The sequence below is a fragment of the Stenotrophomonas sp. WED208 genome (assembly GCF_040984485.1).
Lineage (GTDB): Bacteria > Pseudomonadota > Gammaproteobacteria > Xanthomonadales > Xanthomonadaceae > Stenotrophomonas > Stenotrophomonas riyadhensis.
In genome coordinates this window covers 4,041,689-4,059,342 of the sequence record NZ_JAZARB010000001.1, presented here as the reverse complement: position 1 = coordinate 4,059,342, position 17,654 = coordinate 4,041,689, and the positions used below count along the sequence as shown (strand labels likewise).

General features: G+C 67.4%; 18 protein-coding genes. 6 read left to right on the top strand and 12 right to left on the bottom strand.

The window, feature by feature from the left end:
* The first annotated feature begins 1 nt into the window (after position 1).
* The gene (locus tag VPH47_RS18525; RefSeq protein WP_368851438.1) at positions 2 to 634 is read left to right on the top strand and encodes a CoA transferase subunit B; all 633 of its coding nucleotides are present in this window, start codon (positions 2 to 4) and stop codon (positions 632 to 634) included.
* Between the two features lie 45 nt (positions 635 to 679).
* Positions 680 to 1,267 carry an alpha-ketoglutarate-dependent dioxygenase AlkB gene (locus VPH47_RS18520; RefSeq protein ID WP_368851437.1) on the top strand — a complete coding sequence of 196 codons (588 nt, stop codon included), beginning with the start codon at positions 680 to 682 and terminating at the stop codon, positions 1,265 to 1,267.
* A 4-nt stretch (positions 1,268 to 1,271) separates the two neighbouring features.
* Here the strand turns inward: VPH47_RS18520 and VPH47_RS18515 are convergent, their stop codons facing one another.
* From VPH47_RS18515 to VPH47_RS18500, 4 genes are read right to left on the bottom strand one after another with little or no spacing between them, the layout of a single operon-like run.
* Entirely contained in the window at positions 1,272 to 1,913 is a 642-nt protein-coding gene (locus VPH47_RS18515) for an ABC-type transport auxiliary lipoprotein family protein (RefSeq protein ID WP_134950829.1), read from the bottom strand.
* A complete protein-coding gene (locus VPH47_RS18510) occupies positions 1,910 to 2,836 on the bottom strand; it encodes an MlaD family protein (RefSeq protein ID WP_014035909.1) in 927 nt (308 codons plus the stop codon). The genes VPH47_RS18515 and VPH47_RS18510 overlap by 4 nt, the downstream gene beginning before the upstream one ends.
* A gap of 3 nt (positions 2,837 to 2,839) precedes the next feature.
* Complete coding sequence (locus tag VPH47_RS18505) at positions 2,840 to 3,667, bottom strand: ABC transporter ATP-binding protein (RefSeq protein ID WP_197611132.1); 828 nt, start codon at positions 3,665 to 3,667, stop codon at positions 2,840 to 2,842.
* Between the two features lies 1 nt (position 3,668).
* On the bottom strand, positions 3,669 to 4,790 hold the full coding sequence (locus tag VPH47_RS18500) for an ABC transporter permease (protein ID WP_285303626.1): 1,122 nt from the start codon (positions 4,788 to 4,790) through the stop codon (positions 3,669 to 3,671).
* Between the two features lie 92 nt (positions 4,791 to 4,882).
* Here VPH47_RS18500 and VPH47_RS18495 point away from each other — a divergent pair, with 92 nt between their 5' ends.
* Positions 4,883 to 6,142 (top strand): threonine/serine exporter ThrE family protein, encoded by a 1,260-nt coding sequence (locus tag VPH47_RS18495; RefSeq protein WP_094000482.1) that lies wholly within the window; start codon positions 4,883 to 4,885, stop codon positions 6,140 to 6,142.
* A gap of 114 nt (positions 6,143 to 6,256) precedes the next feature.
* Here VPH47_RS18495 and VPH47_RS18490 read toward each other — a convergent pair whose 3' ends face one another.
* The 3 genes from VPH47_RS18490 to VPH47_RS18480 all read right to left on the bottom strand — a co-directional run bounded on the left by VPH47_RS18490 (position 6,257) and on the right by VPH47_RS18480 (position 9,588).
* Positions 6,257 to 6,640: an H-NS family nucleoid-associated regulatory protein gene (locus VPH47_RS18490; protein WP_153856253.1), complete on the bottom strand. Its 384-nt coding sequence runs from the start codon at positions 6,638 to 6,640 to the stop codon at positions 6,257 to 6,259.
* Positions 6,641 to 6,862: 222 nt separating this feature from the next.
* Positions 6,863 to 8,566: a proline--tRNA ligase gene (locus tag VPH47_RS18485; protein WP_368851436.1), complete on the bottom strand. Its 1,704-nt coding sequence runs from the start codon at positions 8,564 to 8,566 to the stop codon at positions 6,863 to 6,865.
* A 647-nt stretch (positions 8,567 to 9,213) separates the two neighbouring features.
* On the bottom strand, positions 9,214 to 9,588 hold the full coding sequence (locus VPH47_RS18480; RefSeq protein ID WP_197611135.1) for a DUF4124 domain-containing protein: 375 nt from the start codon (positions 9,586 to 9,588) through the stop codon (positions 9,214 to 9,216).
* 80 nt (positions 9,589 to 9,668) lie between these two features.
* On the opposite strand from VPH47_RS18480, the gene pssA reads away from it, so the two are divergent.
* From pssA to rimI, 3 genes are read left to right on the top strand one after another with little or no spacing between them, the layout of a single operon-like run.
* Positions 9,669 to 10,445: a CDP-diacylglycerol--serine O-phosphatidyltransferase gene (pssA, locus tag VPH47_RS18475; RefSeq protein WP_088024094.1), complete on the top strand. Its 777-nt coding sequence runs from the start codon at positions 9,669 to 9,671 to the stop codon at positions 10,443 to 10,445.
* The gene (locus tag VPH47_RS18470) at positions 10,442 to 10,951 is read left to right on the top strand and encodes a hypothetical protein (protein ID WP_368851435.1); all 510 of its coding nucleotides are present in this window, start codon (positions 10,442 to 10,444) and stop codon (positions 10,949 to 10,951) included. Before pssA ends, VPH47_RS18470 begins: the two co-directional genes overlap by 4 nt.
* Complete coding sequence (gene rimI / locus VPH47_RS18465; protein ID WP_088024100.1) at positions 10,948 to 11,445, top strand: ribosomal protein S18-alanine N-acetyltransferase; 498 nt, start codon at positions 10,948 to 10,950, stop codon at positions 11,443 to 11,445. Before VPH47_RS18470 ends, rimI begins: the two co-directional genes overlap by 4 nt.
* Before the next feature lie 142 nt (positions 11,446 to 11,587).
* Here rimI and VPH47_RS18460 read toward each other — a convergent pair whose 3' ends face one another.
* The 5 genes from VPH47_RS18460 to VPH47_RS18440 form a co-directional block, all read right to left on the bottom strand.
* Positions 11,588 to 12,409, bottom strand: coding sequence for an EamA family transporter (locus VPH47_RS18460; RefSeq protein WP_107432755.1), 822 nt, complete (start codon positions 12,407 to 12,409; stop codon positions 11,588 to 11,590).
* 158 nt (positions 12,410 to 12,567) lie between these two features.
* The gene (locus tag VPH47_RS18455) at positions 12,568 to 15,396 is read right to left on the bottom strand and encodes a valine--tRNA ligase (RefSeq protein WP_368851434.1); all 2,829 of its coding nucleotides are present in this window, start codon (positions 15,394 to 15,396) and stop codon (positions 12,568 to 12,570) included.
* Positions 15,397 to 15,429: 33 nt separating this feature from the next.
* A complete protein-coding gene (locus tag VPH47_RS18450; RefSeq protein ID WP_012510005.1) occupies positions 15,430 to 15,621 on the bottom strand; it encodes a YqaE/Pmp3 family membrane protein in 192 nt (63 codons plus the stop codon).
* 19 nt (positions 15,622 to 15,640) lie between these two features.
* The gene (locus VPH47_RS18445) at positions 15,641 to 16,066 is read right to left on the bottom strand and encodes a DNA polymerase III subunit chi (RefSeq protein WP_049400292.1); all 426 of its coding nucleotides are present in this window, start codon (positions 16,064 to 16,066) and stop codon (positions 15,641 to 15,643) included.
* Positions 16,067 to 16,148: 82 nt separating this feature from the next.
* Entirely contained in the window at positions 16,149 to 17,627 is a 1,479-nt protein-coding gene (locus tag VPH47_RS18440) for a leucyl aminopeptidase (protein WP_110710993.1), read from the bottom strand.
* Positions 17,628 to 17,654 lie beyond the last annotated feature (27 nt).

Genomic DNA, 17,654 nt, shown 5'->3' with positions numbered 1-17,654 from the left:
CATGGCGTGGACCCGCGATGAGATGGCGGCACGCGCCGCCCGCGAACTGACCGATGGTGCCTACGTGAACCTGGGCATCGGCCTGCCGACCCTGGTCGCCAACCATATTCCCGAAGGCGTGGATGTGTGGCTGCAGTCGGAGAACGGCCTGCTCGGTATCGGCCCGTTCCCGACCGACGCCGAAGTGGACGCCGACCTGATCAACGCCGGCAAGCAGACCGTCACCGCACGTGCCGGTGCCAGCTACTTCGGCAGCCACGACAGCTTCGCGATGATCCGCGGCGGCCACGTCAACCTGGCCATCCTCGGCGCCATGCAGGTCACCCACAAGGGCGACCTGGCCAACTGGATGGTGCCCGGCAAGATGGTCAAGGGCATGGGCGGCGCGATGGACCTGGTGGCCGGCGTGCAGCGCGTGGTGGTGCTGATGGAGCACACCGCCAAAAACGGCGAACACAAGATCCTGGCCGAATGCACGCTGCCGCTGACCGGCGTGGGCGTGGTCGATCGCATCATCACCGACCTGGCCGTGTTCGATGTCACCGACAACGGCCTGCTGCTGGTGGAAGCCGCACCGGGCGTCAGCGATGACGAATTGAAGGAAAAGACTGGCGTGGTGTTTCAACGCGCTTGATGTCGTGAGGGCGGCCCGGTGCCGCCCTCATCCTGCGGGGTCTCAATGCTGTTCCCCCACGACCTGCCCGATGCCGATGTCCAGCACCTGCCGGGCTGGCTGGCCGCGACCGATGCCGACCGGCTCCTGTCCGCGCTGCAGGCCGAAGTCCCCTGGGAGGTCCATCGCATCCGCATGTTCGGCAACTGGGTGGATTCGCCGCGGCTGAGCTGCTGGATCGGCGATCCGCAGGCGCGCTACCGCTATTCCGGCGCTGAATTCGTGCCGCACCCCTGGCTGCCTTCCCTGCAGAGCATGCGCGAGCGGCTGGAAACCGAGGGCCTGGGCCGCTTCAACAGCGTGCTGCTGAACCGCTATCGCGGCGGCGGTGACTACATGGGCTGGCACAGTGATGACGAACCCGAACTGGGTTCCATGCCGGTGATTGCCTCGCTGAGCCTGGGCGTGGCACGCCGTTTCCTGCTGCGCCGGCACGATGACCCGGCGCGGAAGGCCGAGTATCTGCTCGGCCATGGCGATCTGCTGGTGATGGCCGGTCAGACCCAGCAGTTCTATCAGCACGCGCTGCCGAAGATGACGCGGGTGCAGGGCGAGCGGATCAACCTGACGTTCCGCTGGATCACGCCGCGCTGATCGATCAGCGTGCGACGGTCGGCTGGTCGGCCTGCCCGCTGGTCAGCGTCCAGCCCACCACGTCCTGCGCCAGCTGCTGCAGGCCACGTTCGAAGGCGGCGGTGACGGCCGGAACATCGGTGCTGCCGACCGGCTGCGCCTGACGGAAGGTGCGGTCGGCGACCACGCGCTGGTCGGCGACGTGAATCAGCTTGGCGTTGACCTCGATCACCACCGTCGGCGTGGCCTGTCCCTGGTAATCCGATTCGAAGCGGCGCACGTCGGTGGACAGCTTGTAGTCGGCACGGATGCCGGCGGTGCTGCGGGCGACGCCGCGGATGCGGCCGGAATCCTCGAAGCCGCGCAGCAGCGTGTCCTCGATCATGTCGGTAGCCGGCTGGACCCAGCTGGCGCCCTTGTAGATCTCCATCTGCGACGGCGTCGGCCGCACGTTGATGCGCGGGCTGTCAACCATGCGCGCGGCGCTGGGCTTGGCCAGTACCAGCTGCCAGCTGGCCTGCGGCCATGCCGGGTCCGCCTTCACCTGCACCGAGGGCGAGTACAGCGTCACCGCGGTTTTCTCGCTGCTGCCAAGGATGGAGCAGCCGCCCAGCAGGGGGACCATCGAAGCGGCCAGCAGCAGGCGCGGAAGGGTGGTCGGGCTCATTTGGGTTCGAACTCCTTCGGTGCGTCGCGGCCCAGCAGGTAGCGCGCGGGGTTGTTCTCGAGGCGGTCGCTGACCCGGCGCAGGTCGCGGATCAGGCCGCGCAGCTCGGTCAGCGTCGGACCCAGCTGGCCAAGGCCATCGTTGGCGAAGCTGTTGATCGCGGCGCGGTTCTCGCCAAGGATCGAATCGGCGTTGCCGGCGGCCGAATCAAGCTTGGCCAGGGTGCCGTCGAGCTTGTCGATGATGCCGGGCAGCTGCTGCACCAGGTTCTTGTCGAGGCGCTCGATGGTGCCGTTGGTGGTCTTCAGCGTGGTGTCCAGGCTGCGGGCGGCATCGCGTGCGCTGAGCAGCAGCGCCTGGGTACCCTGGTCACGGTCGGCCAACCCACCGCTGATGGTTTCCAGATTGGCCAGTGTCGCGTTGATCGAAGCCACGTTGCGGTCGCTGAGGATCTGGTCCATGCGCTCGACGATGCGGTTGGCGACGTCGGTGATGTTCTGCAGCGCGGAGGGCGTGGTCGGAATGATCGGTGCCGGGTCCTTGTTGACCGTGGTCAGTGCCGGCGACTGTGGCGTACCCCCGCTGAGCTGGATGATCGACGGGCCGGTCAGGCTGGTGATCGCCAGCTTGGCGCGGGTATCGGTCTTGACCGGCGTGTTGGAGTTCAGGCGGATGCGCGCGACCACCTGGCGCGGGTCGTCCGGTACCAGGTTCAGTTCGGTGATCGAGCCCACCGCGATGCCGTTGTACTGCACCGGGCTGCCCACCGACAGGCCGGTCACCGCTTCGCGGAACACCACGCGGTATTCCTGCCAGGTGCGGTCGGAGGAGTACTTGGCGGCCCACAGGCCGAAGGCCAGCAGGGCCAGGCCGGTGATCAGGGTGAACGCGCCGATCAGCACGTAGTTGGCTTTGGTTTCCATGGCTCAGGCACTCTCGATCTGTTCGCCACGCGCGGCGCGCGCGCGCGGTCCGTGGAAGTATTCCTGGATCCACGGATGATCCAGTTTCTCGATCTCCGGCAGCGGCGCATTGGCCACTACCTTGCGGTCGGCGATCACTGCCACCCGGTCACAGATGGCGTACAACGTGTCCAGATCATGGGTGATCAGGAACACGGTCAGTCCCAGTGCTTCCTGCAGGGTCTTGATCAGGCGGTCGAATGCCGCCGCACCGATCGGATCGAGACCGGCGGTCGGTTCGTCCAGGAACAGCAGCGGCGGATCCAGCGCCAGCGCCCGGGCCAGGCCGGCGCGCTTGCGCATGCCACCGGACAGCTGCGAGGGCAGCTTGTTGATTGCATCGGCGGGCAGGCCAGCCAGCTTCACCTTCAGCAGCGCCAGCTCGTAATGCCAGCGCTCGGGCAGCTCGCGATGGTGCTCCTTCAGTGGCACCTGAACGTTCTCGCCCACGGTCAGCGAGGAGAACAGGGCGCCGTCCTGGAACAGCACGCCGGTGTTGCGCTCGATGTGCAGGCGGCTCTCGGCATCGTCGGCACGCGCGTCGCGGCCGAGCACTTCGATCTGCCCGGCATCGGGCACGCGCAGGCCGAGGATCGAACGCATCAGCACCGATTTGCCGGTACCCGACCCCCCCACCACGCCCAGGATCTCGCCGCGGCGCACGTCCAGGTCCAGGTCCTCATGCACGGTCTGGCTGCCGAACCGATTGACCAGGCCACGCACGCGGATGGCCAGCTCGTGGCCGTTGTCGTCCTGCATGGGAATTTCTTCGGGCGTCGGATGCGTGCTCATGTCACCAGTCCATGTGCATGAACCACAACGCCGCGAAGGCGTCGATGATGATCACCAGCGAGATCGTCTGCACCACGCTGGACGTGGTGCGTTCGCCCACCGACTGCGCCGTGCCTTCGACCTTCAGGCCTTCCAGGCAGCCGATCAGGCCGATCACCAGCGCGAATACCGGCGCCTTGGACAGACCGACCAGCATGTGCCGCACTTCCATCGTGTCGTGCATGCGCGCGATGTACATCTGCGGTGGAATATCCAGATCGAACGCACCCACGGTGATGCCGCCGGCCAGGCCGGCGACCATTGCGATGAAGGTCAGCAGGGGCAGGGTGACCAGCAACGCCAGCAGTCGTGGCAGTACCAGCAGGTCGATCGGATCCAGACCCAGGGTGCGCATCGCATCGATTTCCTCGCGCGCCTTCATCGCGCCGATCTGCGCGGTGAACGCACTGGCAGTGCGGCCGGCCAGCACGATCGCGGTCAGCAGCACGGCGAACTCGCGCAGGAAGGCGATGTTGACCAGTTCGACCACGTAAATCTCGGCGCCGAAATCGCGCAGGATGGTCGAACCGAGGAAGGCGATCACCGCGCCGACCAGATAGGACAGCAGCGCCACCAGCGGTACCGCGTCCAGCCCGACCTGTTCCATCTGGTGCACGGTGGCCGTCATCCGGAAGCGGCGGGGTTCCTTGACCAGGCGCGCGGCCTTGACCAGGTTCTCGCCGAGGAAGCTGCACAGCGCCTTGATGTTGTGGCCGGTGGCATGGACGCTGACGCCCAGCCGCTCCAGCGCGGCCAGCACACCGAAGTCGCGCTTGGGCTTGGGCCGGTCGTCGGCCACTTCCTCGATGGTGCACACCAGCGCCTGGTGATCCGGGCGGAACTTCAGAGCGTCTTCGCCAAGGTCGGCACGGTGGGCTACGCGCAGCACCTGCAGCACGCCGGCCGAATCCATCTTCTCGATGGCGGTGGCATCGATGCCGGTCAGCGTATCGGGAACGCCGCGCAGGACTTCGGCCGCGGCCAGCGCGGTCTTCAGGGTCCAGGTGCCGGACAGGCGGATCACGCCCGGGTCATGGGCATCCTGTTCGAGCTGGGGGGCGTGGTTCGGGGTCACTTGGGCCATTCGGGTCGCAGCATAACCGTTCTGTATTGGGCATCGCGTCGAACTCGGATGAATTTCTCCGGTAAGGCCCAGCCTAGGTAATACTACGGCGCATGTCCGCAGACGCTCACACGATCCCCACGCCCCAGGCCACCTACGCGCAGCGCGTGGCCTTTGTTTCCGAGATCGCCGGACGCCTGCACAGCTATGGCACAACGGCCCAGCGCCTGGAAACGGCGGTGGTGGCACTGGCCCGCCAGCTCGATCTGGATTGTGAACCGTGGTCGAATCCCACCGGTATCATCCTCAGCTTCAGCGACCCGGCGCAGGCAATCGGCTCCAGTGACATCACCCGCGTGATCCGCCTGGCGCCCGGTGAGAACGACCTGCACAAACTCAGCGTGGCCGACCATATCGCCGAGGAAGTGGCCAACGGGCGGATGAGCATCGCCCAGGGCCACACGGCGCTGCGCCAGCTGGACAAGGATCCGGGCCGGCGCGGCAAGCTGCGCACCATCCTCTCGTTCACCCTTGGCGCAGCCGGTGTGGCCGGCATGTGGAAGCTGCCATGGCTGGACATCGCCACCGCCGGCGTCATCGGCCTGATGATCGGCCTGCTTGGCATGGTCACCGACCGTCGCCCGGCCACCCGCGAAGCCGCCGAGGCGCTGGCCGCGCTGCTGGCCGGCATGGTCGCCACCCTGGTGGCGTCCTTCATCGGCGCGCTCAACCTCAACACGGTGATCATCGCCTCGCTGGTGGTGCTGCTGCCCGGCATGTCGCTGACCAATGCGGTCAATGAGCTGGCCAGCCAGCACTGGGTGTCGGGCACCGCGCGCTTTGCCGGTGCGCTGACCACCATCATGAAGCTCAGCGTCGGCGCGATGATCGCGGTGACCCTGGCCGATGTGCTCGGCCTCGATCCGGTGATCCGCGCCACGCGGCCGCAGGGGCCGTGGGTGGAGTGGGGCTCGCTGCTGACCGCGGCGTTTGCCTTCGCGATGCTGTTCAAGGCCAACCGCCGCGATTATCCGTGGGTGATCGCGGCCTCGGTGGCCGGCTATGCGATCTCCAAGTTCGGTGGCCACGCATGGGGCGCACCGGCCGGCATCTTCCTGTCGGCAATGCTGCTGACCGCCGGTGGCAATCTGTTCGGGCGCCTTGTTGGGCGCCCGGGCGCGATCATCCGCCTGCCGGGCATCATCATGATGGTGCCCGGCAGTACCAGCCTGCGCGGCGTGCTGACCCTGGTCCAGCAGCAGGACGTGGGCGCTGGCCAGAGCGTGTTCCTCACCGTACTCAATGTGGTGATGGCGCTGGTGGCTGGCCTGCTGTTCGGCAACCTGCTGATGCCCGCTCGAAAAACTCTGTAGAGCCGACCGAGCCCATGCTCGGCTTCGGGTATGGACAGCCGAGCGTGGGCTCCGCTCTACAAACAAAAAAACGCCGGCTTTCGCCGGCGTTTTTCATTGCATCCCGATTCGGCCTCAGGCCTTCTTGATCAGGAAATCTTCCGGCTTCTTGTTGCCCTTGGCGGTCAACTCGGCCATCCAGCGCGGCTGCTTGCCACGACCGGTCCAGGTTTCCTTCGGGTTGGCCGGGTTACGGTACTTCGGGGCAACCTTGCCCAGCTTGCGGCCGGCGGTCTTCGACGGTGCCTTGGTTGCCGTGGCGACCTTGCGGGTGCGCGGGGCGGGGGCGCCACCGAACAGTTCCTCGATGGTGTAACCCTCGGTCTTGGCCAGCTTGGTCAGCTGGGCCCGGACCTTGGTGATCGGCCGGCGCTTGGCGACGATGGTCTGCTGTTTCTTGGCGGTGCGGATCAGGGCGCCCAGCTCGCGTGCTGACAGGCCGGTCAGGTCAATGCTCATTTACGGTTACTCCGGAAACTAATGTGTGGACGGGACGAGCCAGTCCATGGCGTCGGCGGACAGAATAAAGATGAATTAATCAGAGTACAAATGCAGGCAGGACAAGGCTTGGCGACATGCCGGCCGCATTGCGTCGATTTTGACCGGATTATGTCCGCTGCAATATCGGTTGGTTGGACACAATGCAAAAAAAGACCGGGGCATGCCCCGGTCTTTCTCTGATCACCCCTGCAGGCGCTGCAGCAGGGTGGCCTTGTCCAGATTCTCGGCTTCACTGGCACGACGCGAGCGGTATTCGTAGGTGCCGGCGGCCAGGCCACGCTCGCTCACCACCACGCGGTGCGGGATGCCGATCAGTTCCATGTCGGCGAACATCGCGCCCGGGCGCAGGCCACGGTCGTCGAGTGCCGCGTCCAGGCCGGCATCGCGCAGCTCCTGCAGCAGGCTGGCAGCAGCATCGGCCACGGCGGCGTCGCCCTTCGGGTTGATCACGCACACCACCACCTGCCACGGCGCCATCGCGTCCGGCCAGATGATGCCGGCATCGTCATGGTTCTGTTCGATCGCGGCAGCCACCACGCGCGAAATACCGATGCCGTAGCAGCCCATCGCCATCACCGCCGCCTTGCCGTTCTCGTCCAGCACGGTGGCATCCAGCGCTTCGGCATACTTGCGGCCGAGCTGGAACACGTGGCCGACTTCGATGCCACGGGCGATCTTCAGTTCGCCACCGTCCAGCGCGCGGTCACCGGCACGCACGTTGCGGATGTCGGCCACTTCCGGTTCCGGCAGGTCGCGACCCCAGTTGACGCCGGCCAGGTGGAAACCGGCTTCGTTGGCGCCGACGACGAAATCGGACATTGCCGCCACTTCGCGATCGGCCACCACGCGGATGGCCTTGGCCGGGGCGACCGGGCCGAGGAAGCCCGGCACGCTGCCCAGATGTTCGGCGATTTCCGCCTCGCTGGCGAAGCGCTGTTCGTCCAGGCCGGAAACCTTGGCCAGCTTGATCTCGTTGACTTCATGGTCGCCGCGCACCAGCACCAGCACGAACTGCTGTGCCTCGCCTTCGCCCGCGATCAGCGCCACCGTCTTCACCGTGCGCTGCAGGTCGATGCCGAGCAGGGCCGCGACGTCCTCGCAGGTCTTCTGGGTAGGCGTGTCGACCTTGCGCATCGCTTCACCGGCTGCTGCACGCGGTGCCGGATCGGCGGCAATCGCCGCTTCCATGTTGGCCGCGTAGTCCGAACCGGTGGAGAACACCAGCGCGTCTTCGCCGGAATCGGCGATCACGTGGAATTCCTGCGAGGCATCACCGCCGATCGCGCCGGAGTCGGCCTGCACCATGCGGAAGTCCAGGCCGAGGCGGGTGAAGATACGGCTGTAGGCCGACTTCATGTTCTCGTACTCGCGCACCAGGCACTCATCGTGCAGGTGGAACGAATAGGCGTCCTTCATCAGGAACTCGCGCGAACGCATCACGCCGAAGCGCGGACGGATCTCGTCGCGGAACTTGGTCTGCACCTGGTAGAAGTTGACCGGCAGCTGCTTGTAGCTGGACAGCTCGCTGCGCGCGAAGTCGCAGGCGGCTTCTTCGGCGGTCGGGCTGTAGCAGAACACCTGGTCCTTGCGGTCCTTGATCTTCAGCAGCTGCGGGCCGAACTTCTGCCAGCGGCCGGTCTGCTCCCACAGTTCCTTCGGCTGGATGGTCGGGATCTGGAATTCCACGGCACCCGCACGGTCCATTTCCTCGCGCACGATGCGTTCAACCTTGCGCAGCACGCGCAGGCCCAGCGGCGACCAGGTGTACAGGCCCGATGCCAGCTTGCGGATCATGCCCGCGCGCAGCATCAGCCGGTGGCTGGTCAGCTCGGCGTCGCTGGGGGTTTCCTTGGTGGTGTGCAGGTGGAACTGGGAGAGGCGCATCGTCGGCTTCGGATAACGGCAGAGACGCCTATTCTGCCAGCCCGACCGGGGGGAGGGGTATCGGCAGGGCTGCGCCCTGCACCCGCCTCAAGCAACGTCAACTGCAACAGCAACAGCAAGAATGGGTTTCCTGGGAGATGGCGGGGTGGGTCCGGCGGCAGGGGACGCCGTAAACCCATCCTTGGGGGCTTGGTCGCGGCTTGCTCGTGTGCGCTGTCCTGCGCACACGGCAAGACCAGGGTTGGGCTTCCTGCCCAACCCGCCCGAGGCATGCCTCGGGCCCATGCCGCTCACACCCCTGCCGCCGGACCCACCCCGCCTTCGACAGATTTCCGCGATGGACGATTTATGGGGTCAGATCCGTTTTCCTGCGGAAAACGGATCTGACCCCGGATTCAATTCGAGATCTGACAGATTTCATCCACGCATGGCGTGGATCTACCACCGTCACCGGGAAACTGTCGAAGGCGGGGCGGTGTCGGATTGCGGGGACGCCGTAAACCCGTCCCTGGGGGCTTGGCCGCGGCATCCATGCCGCGGACACCCCGCAATCCGACACCGCCCCGCCAAACCCACAGAAAGCCCAGAGCCGGTTGTTGCCCTTGCTTTTGCCTCTGCGGGTGCAGGGCGCAGCCCTGCCGATACCCTCACTCCGCCGGGCAGTAGGCCTTGATGGCGGCTTCAGCCAATCCCTTCTGTGCGCTGCGCTGCTCCGGGGTCAACGCGGTGTCAGGCTTGCCGTCGCCGTCGGTGTCCTGCATCACCTGGCCGGTGCCCTCCAGCAGCGTCAGGTTGGCGCGGGCCGTGCGGCACTGCTCGGGGACCGGTGCGGCCGGGGTCTCGGTGCTGGCGGCCGGCTGTGGGCTGCGGGCCTGCTCGCGGGTTTCATACTTCCTGCCCGCTGGAGGGGTCTCCGAATACTGGGTCACGCCATTGGCGTCCTTCCATTTATAGACCGGGCCAGCCACGGCGTTGGCACTGGCCAACAGCAGCAGGCATCCAAGGCAGGACAGGGCACGCATGGCGGACTCCACGGAATGGGCGTAGAACGTCGATTGCAGCATTGGCGCCGAGTACTGGCAAGTCGATTAAACTGGATTCCATGGACCCGATCACACCGCCGCCGCGCTCGCGCACGATTTACCTGCTGCCCAACCTGTTCACCACCGCCGGCCTGTTCGCAGGCTTCTACGCGATCATCGCCGCAGCCAACGGGGATTTCGTCAACGCCAGCATCGCCGTGTTCGTGGCGGCGGTGATGGATGGCCTGGACGGGCGCGTGGCGCGCCTGACCGGCACCAGCAGTGAATTCGGCGTGCAGTACGACTCGCTGGCCGACCTGGTCAGCTTCGGCATGGCCCCGGCGCTGGTGATGTACCACTGGTCGCTGTCGTGGCTGAAGTTCGATGACCCGCTGCTCGGCCGCGTCGGCTGGGCCGTCGCCTTCCTGTATGCCGCCTGCGCGGCGCTGCGCCTGGCCCGCTTCAATACCCAGGTCGCCGTGGTCGACAAGCGCTGGTTCGTCGGCCTGGCCAGCCCGGCTGCGGCCGGCCTGATGATGTCCTTCGTCTGGGCCTTTGCCGATGGCAACCTGGGCTGGGACGGCAACCAGCTGCGCTACGTGGCCTTGGCGGTGACGATCGTCGCGGCGCTGCTGATGGTCAGCCGCATTCGCTTCTGGAGCTTCAAGGGCGGTGCCGCCAAGGGCACCCGCTCCGATCGCGTGCCGTTCCTGGTGCTGGCGCTGGTGCCGGTGGCGATCGCGATTGCGGTGATCGACCTGCCGCGCGTGCTGTTTGCGGTCGGCATCCTGTACGCCTTGTCCGGCCCAGTGATGTGGGCCGTGCAGCGCCTGCGCAAGAAGCCCGAGGCCGCGTGAGCCAGGACCTGCCCGTGCTTTGGTCGCCGGCCCAGCAGGCCTGGCTGCAGGCCATGGGCTACACCGTCTACCACGACGGCCAGCTGGCCGCCGAACTGGATGCCGCGCTGCAGCTGAGCGTGGCCGAAGCCGAGGCGGCTGCCGCGCCGCCAGCGGAACCGGCACGGGCAGGCACGGCACCTTCTTCGCGGGAGCCCCGCGCCGAATCGGCTCCGGCAGCGCGCCAGGAACGCGCGGCGCCGCGCCGCGAGACGCCGGTCAGCGCACCGGATACCGCGCCGGCCGCCAGCCGTCCACTGCCGGGCGGCAATGCCCGGCAGCCGGTGGTGCGCCTGCCGGATCGCCTGCAGATCGCCTTGCTGCGCGCATCCGGTTGCAACCCCAATGATCCGGCCACGCAGTCACTGATGGACAGCTGGCCGCTGGACCAGCTGCGCCACGACCCGGCGGCCAAGCGCGCGCTGTGGCCGCAGCTGCGCGCCCTGCGCAAGCGGGGCGCGCCATGAGTGCGGTCAGCCTGCCCGGGCCGGTCAGCCTGCGCGCACTGCGCGAGAGCGACCTCAACGCGGTGATGGCGATCGAAGTGCGCGGCTATCCGTTTCCGTGGACCCGCGGCATCTTCGTCGACTGCCTGCGCGCGGGTTATCCGGGCCTGGCCATGGAACGCGATGGCCAGCTGATCGGCTATGGCGTGCTCAGCATCGCGGCCGACGAGGCGCATGTGCTGAACATCTGCATCGACCCGCTGACGCAGTCGCGGGGGCTGGGGCGCCAGCTGCTGCGCGCGCTGGTGCAGCTGGCCGGCGACCGTGGTGCGCAGCGAGTGTTCCTGGAAGTGCGGCCCTCCAACACGCCCGCGCTGGCGCTGTACCACAGCGAAGGCTTCAACGAGATCGGCCGCCGCCCGCGTTACTACCCGGCCGCACAGGGCCGCGAGGACGCGGTGGTGATGGCGATCGAACTGGTCGATGGCGACCTGCAGGCGATGCCGCCGCTGTAACGGAGAAGGGTTGCCGGCCAGCGGCCGGCACTACCGGTAGCCGGCAACCTGGGGTGGCAGGAATGCGCCGACCAAGGTCGGCTACTACCAAGGCGTGCAATGGCTTGTCCGGTAGGTGTCAACCTTGGTTGGCACGCTTTCCTCACGCCAGCCGCAGTGCCAACACACCGCCGACGATCAACGCCGCCGCCAGCCAGCGTGCACGCGGAATCCGCTCGCGCAGCAGGAACACCGAGATCAGCAACGCGAACAGGATCGACGATTCGCGCAGCGCCGAGACCATGGCCACCGGCGCCTGGGTCATCGACCACAAGGCCATCGCGTAGGACGCCGTGGTGCCGACGCCACCGGCCAGCCCCAGCGGCCAATGCTGGCGTGCATAGGCCAGCACCGCGCCACCGCGGGTGTACAACGCCCACAGCGGCAGCGGAATGCCCGACAGCAGGAACAGCCACAGGGTGTAGCTGAGCGCGCTGCCGGACTGGCGCGCGCCCTGCGCATCGACCAGGGTGTAGGTGGCGATCATCGCCGCAGTCAGCAGCGGCAGCCGCAGCTGGCCGCCACGCGCACCCAGTGCCATGCACAGGATGCCGGTGCTGACCAGCACCACGCCCAACCACGCCGCCGGTGGCAGCTGCTCGCCCAGCAGGGTGCCCGCCAACGCGACCAGGATCGGCGCGCTGCCGCGCATCAGCGGATACGCCAGGCTCATGTCGACCTGCTGGTAGCAGCGGGCGACCAGGCCGTAGTACGTCACCTGCAGCAGCACCGATGCGCCCAGCCACGGCCAGCTGTGCGCGGCCGGGAACGGCAGGAAGGGCAGGGCAGCCGCCGACAGCAGCGCGGCGCTGCCGGTGACCAGCACGGTGCCGAGGAACTTGTCCGGCCCGCGTTTGACGATCGCGTTCCAGCTGGCGTGCAGTGCCGCGGCAGCGAGGACGAGCAGGAAAATGGAAAGCGGCATCCGGTGATGATGCCATGCGGGGCAAATGGAAACGCCGGGCATCGCCCGGCGTTTCCGATTCCGCTTCGGTGGGTGCCAACCTCTCCCGCCGTGGTAGGTGCCAACCTCCCCTGCCGTGGTAGGTGCCAACCTTGGTTGGCACGCACCAGAGCGCGGCGTTACAGCTTCGCGCGCTGCTCGCGCAGGCCGGCCAGCTGGGTGTTCCAGTCGACCAGGCGCACGCGTTCCTGCTCGACCACGGCCGGCGGCACCTTGTCGGTGAACTTGGCCAGCTTGGTCTCGCTCTTTTCCTTTTCGGCTTCGACGCGGGCGATTTCCTTGTCCAGGCGCACGCGCTCGGCATCGAGATCGACCAGGCCTTCCAGCGGCACCAGCAGCTTCAGCTCACCGACGATCGCGGCGGCGGCCGGCGGTGCGCTTTCGCCTTCGGCCAGCCACTGGATGCTGTCCAGCTTCAGCAGGAACGACAGCGAGGCGCTGAAGCGTTCGATGCGCACGCGGTCCTGCTCCAGGCCGGCCTGCAGGCGCAGCGGCACCAGCTTGGACGGGGCCACGTTCAGTTCGCTGCGCACGCGACGCACCGCACTGATCACCGCCTTCAACCATTCCACGTCGGCTTCAGCCTGAGTGAAATCGCCTTCGAACTCGGCGGCGGTCGGGTACGGACGCAGCGACAGCGTGCTCTCGGCCAGGCCCAGGCGCGGGGCCAGCTGCTGCCACAGCTGTTCGGTGATGAACGGCGTGAGCGGGTGCAGCAGGCGCAGCAGCGCTTCCAGCACGTACAGCAGGGTGTGGCGGGTGCTCTCCGCATCAGCCGCGTCGCAGCCGTTCAGTGCCGGCTTGCTCAGTTCCAGGAACCAGTCGCAGAACGCGTTCCAGGCGAACTCGTACAGGCACTGCGCCAGCAGGTCGAAGCGGTAGGCGGCGAAATGGCCCTGCGCTTCGGCGGTGGTAGCGGCCAGGCGCGAGAGGATCCAGCGCTCGGCATCGGTGCGCGGCGTCGGCACGCCGGTGAACGCAGCACCCTCGGTGTTCATCAGCGCGAAGCGGCTGGCGTTCCACAGCTTGTTGCAGAAGTTCTTGTAGCCCTCTGCGCGGTTCATGTCGAACTTGATGTCGCGGCCGTGGGTGGCCAGCGCGGCGATGGTGAAGCGCAGCGCATCGGCACCGTGGGCAGCAATGCCGTCCGGGAATTCCTTGCGGGTGGCCTTCTCGATCTTCTCCACCATCTTCGGCTGCATCAGGCCGCCGGTGCGCTTGGCGACCAGGTCGTCGATGGTGATGCCGTCGATGATATCCAGCGGGTCGAGCACGTTGCCCTTGCTCTTGGACATCTTCTGGCCCTGGCCGTCGCGGATCAGGCCGGTGAAGTAGACGTCCTTGAACGGGATCTTCCCGACCAGGTTGTCGGTGGCCATGATCATGCGCGCCACCCAGAAGAAGATGATGTCGAAGCCGGTGATCAGCACCGACGACGGCAGGTAGCGGTCGAAGCCGCGCTCGGCCATGGCCTGCTCGTTGGGCCAGCCCAGGGTGGAGAACGGCCACAGCTGCGAGGAGAACCAGGTCTCCAGCACGTCGCTTTCCTGGTTCAGCACCACGTCGCTGCCCAGGTTGTGCTTCGCCCGCACTTCCTCTTCGCTGCGACCGACGTAGCAGCTGCCGGTGGCTTCGTCGAACCACGCCGGAATGCGGTGGCCCCACCACAGCTGGCGGCTGATGCACCAGTCCTGGATGTTGTTCATCCAGTGGCGGTAGGTGTTGATCCAGTTCGGCGGCACGAAGGAAATGCTCCCATCCTCGACCAGTTCCAGGCCGCGCTTGGCCAGGTCGTCCATCTTCACGAACCACTGGTCGGTCAGGTACGGCTCGATCACCTGGCCGGTACGGTCGCCGCGCGGCACCTGCAGCTTGTGCGCCTTGGTCTCGACCAGGATGCCCAGGTCTTCCAGCTCGGCCAGCACGGCCTTGCGCGCGGCGTAGCGGTCCAGGCCCTGGAATCGCTCCGGCGCGTTCTCGTTCAGCGCCGCCACCGGGGTGAACAGGTTGATCATCGGCAGGCTGTGGCGCACGCCGACTTCATAGTCGTTGAAATCGTGCGCCGGGGTGACCTTGACCACGCCGGTGCCGAACGCACGATCCACGTAGTCGTCGGCGATCACCGGGACGCGGCGGCCGGTCAGCGGCAGCACCACGCTCTTGCCGATCAGGTGCGCATAGCGCTCGTCTTCCGGGTGCACCATCACCGCGGTATCGCCCAGCAGGGTTTCCGGGCGGGTGGTGGCGACGACCAGGTAGTCGCGGGTTTCGCGCAGGGTTTCCACGCCGTCGGCATCGCGCTCGACGTGCTCGTAGCTCAGGCCCTCATCCAGCGTGTAGGCGATCGACCACAGGAAGCCGTCTTCCTCGGCGCTTTCCACTTCCAGGTCGGAAATGGCGGTCTTCAGCACCGGGTCCCAGTTGACCAGGCGCTGGCCGCGATAGATCAGGCCCTGCTCGTACCAGCGCACGAAGGCCTCGTTGACCGCCGCCGACGGCTGCGGGTCCATGGTGAAGGTGCTACGGGACCAGTCGGCGGAGGTGCCGAGGCGGCGCATCTGGCGTTCGATGGTGTCGCCGGACTGCTGCTTCCACTCCCAGACCTTGCCGATGAAACCTTCGCGGCCCAGCGAATCGCGGGTCTCGCCCTTGCCTTCCAGCGCCAGGTTGCGGCTGACCACCATTTCGGTGGCGATGCCGGCGTGGTCGGTACCGACCTGCCACAGGGTGTCGTAGCCGCGCATGCGGTGGTAGCGCACCAGCGCGTCCATCAGGGTCTGCTGGAAGGCGTGGCCCATGTGCAGGGTGCCGGTCACGTTCGGCGGCGGCAGCAGGATGGTGTACGGCTCGCCCGTGCCGGACGGCTTGAAGTGGCCGGCCTTCTCCCAGGCCTCGTAGAGGTCGGTCTCGAAGGACTTCGGGTCGTAACTGGAGGCGAGTTGGGTCATGCGGGGGAACCGGTAATCAAGGCGGAAGGGAGATCAGCGCGGCCCGAGGGCGCGCCGGATCTTCTGGTCGGTGTGGTACTGGCTGACCGCGTAGGCGGCCCAGATCGCGGCGGGCAGCCAGCCGATCAGGGTGATCTGCAGGATCAGGCAGACGATGCCGGCAAACGGCCGGCCGATGGTGAAGAAGGACAGCCAGGGAAGAATCAGGGCGATCAGCAGGCGCATCAAGGGGTCCTCGCTGGACTTACATGTCGTGCTTGTTCAGGTCGTAACCGGCGGCCTTGTACTGGCGCCAGCGTTCGCGCAGCGGTTCGCGCGCTTCCGGGTCGGCCGGAACCACTTCCAGCACGCGCTCGCACTCGCCCAGCCAGGGTTCATCGCGCAGGTTGATCACCAGCGGGCGCGCCGGTGCCTCGGTGCCGGGCACGGCGATCAGCACCAGGGCTTCTTCCTCATCCATGTCCTCGCCGGCGATCTGGTGCGGGATGTAGGCATCGTTGTCGAACGCCCACAGCAGTTCGTCCAGCTCCTCGGCCTGGGCCTGGTCGCGGGCCAGCACCAGGGTGAACAGCCCGGCGTCGTTGGCCTTGCGTGCCAGCTCGCAGACCAGGCGCAACGGCTCGGTCAGGAAGCGGGGCTTGGCGATCAGGTAGAAGTCGGCGCGGGGCATGGCAGGGTCCGGGTCAGGCAGGGTTCCGGCGGTGCCGGGCGAGGCCCCGGCCGGCGGAGGCCGGCCAGGGTCGGGTACGGCATCAGGCGCGGGCGGTCTGGTCCAGCAGCCACTGGCTCAGCAGGCCGACCGGGCGGCCGGTGGCCATGCCACGCTTGCCTTCATCGCTGGCCACGCCGGCGATGTCCAGGTGCGCCCAGCGCTGGCCTTCGGCAAAGCGCGACAGGAAGCAGCCAGCGGTGATCGCGCCGGCCCAGCGGCCGCCGATGTTGTAGACGTCGGCGAAGGTCGAATCCAGCATCGGCTGGTACTCGTCCCACAGCGGCAGGCGCCAGGCGCGGTCGAACACGTGCTCGCCGGCGGCCAGCAGCTCGTTGGCCAGGTCGTCGTGCTTGCTCATCAGGCCGGCGGTCTGGTGGCCGAGGGCGACCATGCAGGCACCGGTCAGGGTGGCGACGTCGACCAGCGCGGCCGGCTCGAAGCGCTGCGCGTAGGTCAGCGCGTCGCACAGGATCAGGCGGCCTTCGGCGTCGGTGTTGCCCACTTCGATGGTCTTGCCCGACATCGAGGTGATCACGTCGGACGGACGGTAGGCGTTGCCGTCGATGGCGTTCTCCACCGCCGGCACCACCACCACCAGGTTCAGCGGCAGCTTGGCCTTGACCGCAGCGACGAAGGTGCCGATGACGTTGGCGCCACCGCACATGTCGTACTTCATCTCCTCGATGCCGCCCTGGGTCTTCAGGTTGACGCCACCGGTATCGAAGGTGATGCCCTTGCCGACCAGCACGTACGGCTTGGCGTCGCCGCCATTGTTCCACTTCAGCACGACCAGGCGCGGGCGGTTGGCCGAACCACGGGCCACGGCCAGCAGCGAGCCCATGCCCAGTGCTTCCATCTGGTGCTCGTCGAGGATCTCGGCCTCGGCACCGTCGTGCTCGCCGGCGAACTTCACACCCACTTCGGCCAGGTAGGCCGGGGTGCAGTAGTTCGGCGGCAGGTTGCCCAGCTCGCGGGCGAACTCGACGCCGGCGGCGATGGCCTGGCCTTGGGCCAGGGCCTGGGCGTCGTCACCGGCGATGGCCAGCTGGGCCAGGCCGGCGTCCTCGGCCTTCTTCTTGCCCAGGGTGGCGGTGTAGCGGTACGCGGCGTGATCGGCGGCGATCACTGCCTGGCGGATCGCCCAGGCCGCGTCGCGGTCCTTCACCGCCACTTCGGACAGGGTGAACAGTGCGCTGCGGGCAGCACCGGCCTTCAGCGCGCGCACGGCGTCGCCGACGGCCTTCAGGTACTGCGGCACGCCGAAGCGGGCGGCTTCGCCGAGGCCGACCACCAGCACGCGCGGGGCGGTCACGCCCGGCAGGTCGTGCAGCAGGGTGGTCGCGCCGGTCTTGCCGGACAGATCGCCGCGCTGGGCCAGGGCGGCCAGGCGGCCACCACTGGCGGCGTCCAGGGCCTGGGCAGCCGGGGTCAGGGTATGGTCGGCATACGCGCCGACCACCAGGCAATCAACGGTGGCGGCGGCCGGAGCAACGTGGTTCAGGGTGAATTCGAGGGCCATTGAGCAGATTCCATTGGCGAGTCCGTA